Consider the following 7,191-nt stretch of genomic DNA (forward strand, 5'->3'; position numbering starts at 1 on the left):
CGTCCCCGACCCCACGCCGGCGCCCACGCCGCGCCCGGAGCCGACGCCGGCGCCCACGCCGCGGCCCGAGCCGACCCCCGCGCCCACGCCGCGGCCCGAGCCGACCCCCGTGGACTGCCGCGCCAACCCGCGAGACCCCGCGTGCAAGGGCACCGGCACCCCGAGGACCTGCACGCCCGGTGCCCCGTGTTCCCCGGGGAGCACCGCCCGCGCCACCCGAGACCGACTTGACTGAGGCCGAGCCAGCGCGGCTGCGGCGTCTCGGACCGGACGACGACGAACGTCCGGCACGTGCGCTCGTGGCCGACCTCCGTCTCGACCAGCCCGTGGGGGAGCGCCCCCGCGTGGTCGCCGCCATGGTCATGTCCGCGGACGGCCGCGCCCAGCTCGCCGACCGGTCCGTGGGACTGGGCAACGCCGCCGACCGGGACCTGCTGCGCGAGCTGCGCACGGGGGCCGACGCGGTGCTGGCCGGCGCCCGCACCCTGCACGCCGAGCGCTACGCGACGCTGCTGGACCCGGCCCAGCAGGAGCACCGCCGGGCCCGGGGCGACGCGCCGCACCCGGTCGTCGTGACCGTCTCCCGGCGTCTGGACCTGCCGGTCGGCGAGATCCCGGTGTTCGGCGAGGCGGGCGTCCCGATCATCGTCGCGACAGAGTCCGCGGACCGGCAGCTCCCCGGCTGCGACGCCGAGGTCGACGTGTGGCGCTACGCGCAGGGGGGCATGACCTTCGGCGGGCTGCTGCGCGACCTGCACGCGCGCCGGGGGGTGCGCGGCGTGACGTGCGAGGGCGGGCCCGGGCTGCTGCGCGAGCTCATCGCCCAGGGCGAGCTCGACGAGCTGCTGCTGACGGTGGCCCCCAAGCTCGTCGCCGGCGAGACCCTCAGCGTCCTGCAGGGCGAGCGGTTCGGCGACCGTGGACTGGATCTCGAGCTCGCCGACGTCCACCGCTCCGAGCACCACCTGTTCCTGCGCTACGTGCGTCCGACGTGAGCGCCGATCAGGTCATCCGCTTCCGCGACCGGCACGTGAGCGTCGCCGCGGGCCGCCCGCTGCTGATGGGCATCGTGAACGCCAACCCCGACTCGTTCTCGGACGTGCGGCGGCTCACGACGCTCGACGCCCAGGTCGACCACGCCATGCGGCTCGTCGCCGACGGCGCCGATCTCATCGACGTTGGCGGGGAGTCGGGCGTCACCTACACCGGCGTCACCGCCGAGCAGGTCGAGATCGAGCGCGTCTGCCCGCTGATCGAGCGGCTCGCCGGCGAGGGGGTGATCGTGTCCGTGGACACGTGGAAGCCCGCCGTCGCGCGGGCCGCGCTCGACGCGGGCGCGGCGATGCTCAACGACGTCAGCGGACTGCGCGAGCCGGTGTTCGCCGAGCTCTGCGCGCAGACCGGCGCGGCGCTGGTCCTGATGCACACGCGCGCCGCTCCCAAGCAGGTGCACTTCGCCGACTACGCGGGCGACGTGGCGGGCGACGTCGCCGCGTTCCTCGCCGAGATCGTCGACGTCGCGCGGGGGCGTGGCGTGGCCGACGACCAGCTCGTCCTCGACCCGGGCCCCGACTTCGCCAAGACCCCGGCCGAGACGATCGCCTCGTTGCAGGACATCGGCACGCTGCGGGCCATGGGCCTGCCGCTGCTCCTGGCCGTGTCCAACAAGTACTTCGTCGGCGCGGTGACGGGAAGGCCTCCCGGCGAGCGGCTGGCCGGCACGCTCGCGGCGGTCGGGTGGAGCGCCGACCGCGGCGCGGCGATCGTCCGCGTCCACGACGTCGCGGCAGCCCACGACTACCTGAGCGTGCGCCGGGTGCTGACCGGTGAGGAGCCGCTCCCCGATTTCGACGCGCAGGACGACGCGCTCAAGTGGATCCGCGCGCAGTCCTGATGAGTGACCGTCCGCTCGACGGGTAACCTCGGGGCATGCGGCTCTTCATCGACACAGGATCCGTCGCCGAGGTGGAGGAGATCGCCCAGTGGGGCATCCTCTCCGGCGCGACGACAAACCCCAGCCTGCTGGCGAAGGAGGACGGGGACCCGGGCGACATCATCCGTCGCATCTGCGACCTCGTGAACGGCCCGGTCAGCGCGGAGGTCGTCGCCAAGGAGCCCGCCGGCATGGTCGCCGAAGGCCGGGCGCTGCGGGCCCTGCACGAGCAGATCTGCGTCAAGGTCCCGTTCAGCGCCGCGGGCCTCGCGGCGACCGCGGAGCTCACGGCGGACGGCCACCCGGTGAACATGACCCTCGTCTTCTCGGCCAACCAGGCCCTGCTGGCGGCGGAGGCCGGAGCGACGTACATCTCCTGCTTCATGGGTCGCCTGGACGACATCTCCGTGAGCTCGACCGAGGTCGTGTCGGAGATCGTCGACGTCATGCGGACCTCCGAGGCCACCTCCGAGGTGCTCGCCGCGTCGATCCGTCATCCCGCGCACTGCGTCATCGCCGCATCGCTGGGATGCGAGGTCGCGACGGTCCCCGGCAAGGTCCTCAAGCAGATGCTCGACCACCCGCTCACGAGCAAGGGCATCGAGCTGTTCGAGAAGGACTGGCAGTCGCGGCCGGAGTTCGGCGAGTGGCTGTCCGGGCTCGTCGCCTCGCATCAGGTTCCGGCCTGACGGCCCCGCTCCGTCGCGCGGCCCGGTAGCCTCCGCCGGGCAACGCGTCGCCGAGCCGCTGTCCAACGCGGCTCGGGCGCCGACCGACGAACCACACCACAGGAGGAGGACTCCCATGTCCGTACTGAACCGCGACGCTCTCGAGGGCTCGCCCCTTGCCGATCTCCACGCCATCGCGTCCGAGCTCGGCCTCGACGGCTTCCGCCGTCTGCGCAAGGCCGACCTGGTCGACAAGATCCTCGAGGCCACGGGCGGCGCAGCCGCCGACGATGGACCGGCCGCCGAGGAGGAGAGCGCGGCGCCGCGCCGTCGCAGCCGCGGCGGTCGTGGACGCGCGAAGACCAAGAGCACGGATGACGACGCCGACGCCGACGCCGAACCCGAGCCCGCCGCGTCCAAGGACGACGACGCCGAGGAGTCCGATGGCGACGCGGCGCCGCGTACCCGTTCGCGTCGCGGTGGTCGCGGACGGTCGCGCAACGGCGGCGAGGACCGTGACAGCGGTCGCGGCGACCGGGACCGCGGCGAGCGCAGCCGCGGCGATCGGGACCGCGGTGACGGACCCTCGGAGACCGAGGAGGTCGTGAGCGGGACGGTCGAGCTGCTCGCCAACGGGTCGGGCTTCCTGCGCGTCGCCCCGCCCGAGCCCTCCGACGACGACGTCTACATCTCCGCCGCCCAGGTCCGCCGCTGCGAGCTGGTGAGCGGCGACACGGTGACCGGGCCGCGCCGCGCGCCGCGGCGCTCGGAGCGCTACCCGTCGCTGGTCCGGATCGACACGATCAACGGCAAGCCCGCGGACGAGGTCGCCGAGGGGACGCCGTTCGAGGAGCTGCCCGCCACGTTCCCGACCGAGCGCCTGGCGCTCGGCAGCGAGGACGTGACCCTGAAGGCGATCGAGTGGCTGACCCCGATCGGTCGCGGCTCCCGCGTCACGATCGTCGGCCCGGCGCGCAGCGGCAAGTCCGAGGCGCTGCGTCTGCTCGCCGGTGCGCTCGTGGGCCAGGACGGCATCGAGACGACCCTGGTGCTCGCGGGTGTGCGTCCCGAGGAGCTCGGTCTGGCGCCCGAGGGCCTGACGCCGGTCGCCGCCATGGCGCTCAGCGCCAGCGCCGACGCGCGTGGTCAGGCGATCGAGCGGGCGGTCGACACCGCCAAGCGCGTCGCGGCCCGCGGTGGCCACGCCGTGGTCCTCATCGACACGCTCGAGGGCGTGCACGAGGGCGTCGCCCGCCGTGCGCTCGCAGCCGCCCGCGCTGTCGTGGACGGGGGCTCGCTCACCGTCGTCGCCACCGCCTCCGCGCCGATCGGCGGCGAGACGACCGTCATCGCCATGGACCAGACCCTCGCGAGCACCGGCCGTTTCCCCGCGGTCGACCTCGTCGCCTCCGGCACGCTGAAGCCCGAGCTCCTGGTCGGCGCCGCCGGCGCCGAGGCGATCGCCGCGGCGCGCGCCTCCGCGCTGGGGTGACGCACGGTCGCCGGCTTGCGGGACGACCTCAGCGGTCGTCCCGTGGCGGGCTGCCGCGGTGTGCGGCTCGCGCTCAGCGCGGGAGGTAGGCGACCCGACCCCAGGAGGGCTCGGGTGCGAGCTCGACGGGCTCGCCGTCGCGCTCGGGCTGCACGTACGCGAAGGACTGGGCGTCGGCGTCGAAGCGGACGTCGAGCTCGCCCTCCTTGACGCGCTGGTCCAGCCAGGCGCTGCGGAACACGAGACGGCGCAGCCAGTGGACGAGCGAACGGTCGGAGGGGCCGACGAGCTCGGGCCAGCAGTCGTTGACGTGCTCGCCCAGGGCGGAGGCCGGATCCTGGATCTCGCCGTTGACCGCGAGGTTCACGAGGTCCTCGAGCTCGTGGTCCTCGAGCCGCCCGCTGACGAAGCCGAGCTTCAGGGCAGCCTGCTCGCAGCGCTCCCCGAAGTCACGCTCGTTGAACGTGAACCGGAGCTCTCCGTACTCGAGGACGAAGTCCTCTCCAGAGTCGTAGTTGCCGCGACGTGTCATGTCCATAGAAGAGAGCGCGACGGCGGGCGGGCATCGCCTCCGGCGCGTCGGCATCGTATGGGAGAACCCTGCGTGGGCGGACGGAATGCAACCGGTCTTGCACTGGGATCACGGTGGCCGGCCCGGATAGGGTCGCGATCATGCCCAACGATCTCACCGGACAGGCCATCGCGATCACCGGAGCGTCGTCCGGCATCGGGGAGGCGACCGCCCTCGCGTGCGCCCGTGCCGGTGCCTCCGTGGCCCTGGCCGCCCGCCGCGCGGACCGCATCGAGGCGCTGGCGGCACGCATCGAGGACGAGGGCGGCCGTGCGGTCGCGCTGCCGACCGACGTGGCGGACGAACGGCAGGCCCGCGTGTTCATCGAGCACGCCTACGAGAAGCTCGGTCGCCTCGACGGGCTGATCAACAACGCGGGCGTGATGCTGCTCGGGCCGGTCGAGGGCGCCGACACCGACGAGTGGCGCCGGATGGTCGACGTCAACGTCCTGGGGCTCCTCTACTGCACGCACGCGGCGATCCCGGTGATGAAGCGCAACGAGGATCCTGCCGGCGGGCACATCGTCAACGTGAGCTCGGTCGCGGGCCGTCACGCCTCCTTCGGCGCGGCGGTCTACAACTTCACGAAGTGGGGTGTCTGCGGCTTCAGCGAGGGCCTGCGTCAGGAGGTCCTGCACAGCGGCATCCGCGTGACGATCATCGAGCCGGGCTTCGTCGAGACCGAGCTGCTGGACCACAACACCAACCCGATGGTGCAGGCGGGCGCCAAGCACCGCAAGGAAGAGATCGGGAAGGTCCTGGAGGCCGACGACATCGCGAACGCGATCGTCTACGCCCTGGCGCAGCCCCCGCACGTGAGCATCAACGAGGTGCTCGTGCGGCCCACCGGGCAGCGCACCTGAGCGTCCGCTCGGCGGCCTACGACGTTCCCGCGGGAACGCGGTTCGTCACGGCACACGCAGGAACGGTGACCCAAGGGGGGCGAAGGTGCGGCGCCGGCCCCTAGTGGCACCGCCATGACTGACACCAACGACCCGGCCGCGACCATCCTGCTCGTCGAGGACGACGACGCCACACGGACCTTTCTCGCGGACAACCTGACCGCCGACGGCTACGACCTGCTCGTCGCGGCGACCGCCACGGACGGGCTGCGCCTCGCCGAGACGCGCTACCCCGACCTCGCGGTGATCGACGTCGGCCTGCCCGACGCCACCGGTCTGGCGCTGCTGGACCGGGTCCGCACGTCGGACGGCGTCGCGTCCCGCCTGGATCGCGACCTGCCGGTGCTGGTCCTGTCCGGCCGTGCCGGCGAGCTCGACCGGATCCGCGGCTTCGAACGCGGCGCCGACGACTACGTGACCAAGCCGTTCAGCTACCGCGAACTGCGGGCACGGGTCGAGGCGCTGCTGCGCAGGGCCGAGATCCGCCGGCGCGGTGGCCGGGTCCGCGTCGGGCCGATCGAGCTCGATCCGACCGCTCGCATGGTCCGGCTGCACGGCGAGCGCGTCCACCTCTCGCAGAAGGAGTTCGGCCTGCTGCGCGCGCTCATCGAGGACCCGACCCGTGTCGTCACCAAGGACGAGCTCATGCGCGGCGTCTGGGGCTGCCGCTCGATGGGGACCAGCCGGACGCTCGACAGCCACGCCTGCCGTCTGCGGCAGAAGCTCGCGGTCAAGGGCGATCGCTTCGTCGTCAACGTCTGGGGAGTCGGGTACCGGCTCGTGGACGGGCCCGTCGCATGAGCGCCCCGGTCGAGATGGTCGTGCTGCAACTCGTGGTCATGAGCGGCATGGTGGCGCTCGTCGGCGTGCGTTCCGCCGTGGTCGACGCGCGTCGGCGCGAGCGCCTGGCGCGGATCAGCCACGAGCTGCGCGGGCCCCTGCAGGCAGCCCTGCTGGGGCTGAGCTGGGCCGGACGGGCTCCGCATGACGCCGACGCCTCTCTCCGGGCGATCACGCGCGAGCTCACGCGGGCGGTGCTCGCCGTCGAGGACCTCGACGTGGAGCGCGGCGCCCGGGGCCCGTCCGCCGTCCGCGAGCCGATCGACGTCGCAGCCCTCGTACGGGACCAAGCGGTCGCGTGGGCACCGGTGGCGGCCGCGCTGCACCGGGACCTGGTCGTCACGCTGCCCACGGACACGCCGGCGCTGCTCGTGGAGGGCGACGACCGGCGGCTGGCGCAGGCGACCGGGAACCTCATCGCGAACGCGCTCGAGCACGGGGCCGGGAGCGTGCGGGTCGTTGCGGCGCACGACGGGGACCGCGTGCGCGTCGAGGTCTGCGACGAGGGCAGCGGCCCGTCGCAGCCGTTGCGCCGGCTCATCGCAGGACGGCGGCGAGGCCGGGGCGCGCGTGGTCGTGGGCTGTCGATCGTCGACGGGGTCGCGCGCGGTCTCGGCGGATCGCTGCTCGCCGACGCGGACGCCGACGGCTGCCGCGTGGCCATCGAGCTCCCGGCCGCCGCGGTGCCCGCTCGCCCGGCCCCATGACCCGGCGCCGCCGCGCGGCGCTGCTCGCCGGGCTGGCCCTCCGGCTCGGGAGCCTCGCCGCCTCCGACGTGGCGCGCC

General features: G+C 73.8%; 8 protein-coding genes and 1 pseudogene. 7 read left to right on the plus strand and 2 right to left on the minus strand.

Annotated features, from left to right (window positions below; translation table 11 throughout):
- A pseudogene (locus tag ABYE80_RS14750) lies at positions 1 to 204 on the minus strand (rRNA pseudouridine synthase); the annotation flags it as partial.
- Positions 205 to 227: 23 nt separating this feature from the next.
- Between ABYE80_RS14750 and ABYE80_RS14755 the strand changes: the two are divergent.
- The 4 genes from ABYE80_RS14755 (at position 228) to ABYE80_RS14770 (ending at position 4,093) form a co-directional block, all read left to right on the plus strand.
- On the plus strand, positions 228 to 995 hold the full coding sequence (locus tag ABYE80_RS14755) for a dihydrofolate reductase family protein (protein WP_372791048.1): 768 nt from the start codon (positions 228 to 230) through the stop codon (positions 993 to 995).
- Positions 992 to 1,894 carry a dihydropteroate synthase gene (gene folP, locus ABYE80_RS14760; RefSeq protein WP_372791049.1) on the plus strand — a complete coding sequence of 301 codons (903 nt, stop codon included), beginning with the start codon at positions 992 to 994 and terminating at the stop codon, positions 1,892 to 1,894. Before ABYE80_RS14755 ends, folP begins: the two co-directional genes overlap by 4 nt.
- Positions 1,895 to 1,929: 35 nt before the next feature.
- Positions 1,930 to 2,622: a transaldolase family protein gene (locus ABYE80_RS14765; protein ID WP_372791050.1), complete on the plus strand. Its 693-nt coding sequence runs from the start codon at positions 1,930 to 1,932 to the stop codon at positions 2,620 to 2,622.
- Positions 2,623 to 2,737: 115 nt separating this feature from the next.
- On the plus strand, positions 2,738 to 4,093 hold the full coding sequence (locus tag ABYE80_RS14770; protein WP_372791051.1) for a Rho termination factor N-terminal domain-containing protein: 1,356 nt from the start codon (positions 2,738 to 2,740) through the stop codon (positions 4,091 to 4,093).
- A 73-nt stretch (positions 4,094 to 4,166) separates the two neighbouring features.
- On the opposite strand, the gene ABYE80_RS14775 is transcribed toward ABYE80_RS14770, so the two are convergent.
- The gene (locus ABYE80_RS14775; RefSeq protein ID WP_372791052.1) at positions 4,167 to 4,625 is read right to left on the minus strand and encodes a hypothetical protein; all 459 of its coding nucleotides are present in this window, start codon (positions 4,623 to 4,625) and stop codon (positions 4,167 to 4,169) included.
- A 140-nt stretch (positions 4,626 to 4,765) separates the two neighbouring features.
- Here ABYE80_RS14775 and ABYE80_RS14780 point away from each other — a divergent pair, with 140 nt between their 5' ends.
- The 3 genes from ABYE80_RS14780 to ABYE80_RS14790 all read left to right on the plus strand — a co-directional run bounded on the left by ABYE80_RS14780 (position 4,766) and on the right by ABYE80_RS14790 (position 7,113).
- Entirely contained in the window at positions 4,766 to 5,527 is a 762-nt protein-coding gene (locus tag ABYE80_RS14780; protein WP_372791053.1) for an SDR family NAD(P)-dependent oxidoreductase, read from the plus strand.
- Positions 5,528 to 5,641: 114 nt separating this feature from the next.
- On the plus strand, positions 5,642 to 6,367 hold the full coding sequence (locus ABYE80_RS14785; RefSeq protein ID WP_372791054.1) for a response regulator transcription factor: 726 nt from the start codon (positions 5,642 to 5,644) through the stop codon (positions 6,365 to 6,367).
- A complete protein-coding gene (locus tag ABYE80_RS14790; RefSeq protein WP_372791055.1) occupies positions 6,364 to 7,113 on the plus strand; it encodes an ATP-binding protein in 750 nt (249 codons plus the stop codon). The genes ABYE80_RS14785 and ABYE80_RS14790 overlap by 4 nt, the downstream gene beginning before the upstream one ends.
- Positions 7,114 to 7,191 lie beyond the last annotated feature (78 nt).

This window comes from Paraconexibacter sp. (genome assembly GCF_041602235.1).
GTDB lineage: Bacteria > Actinomycetota > Thermoleophilia > Solirubrobacterales > Solirubrobacteraceae > Paraconexibacter.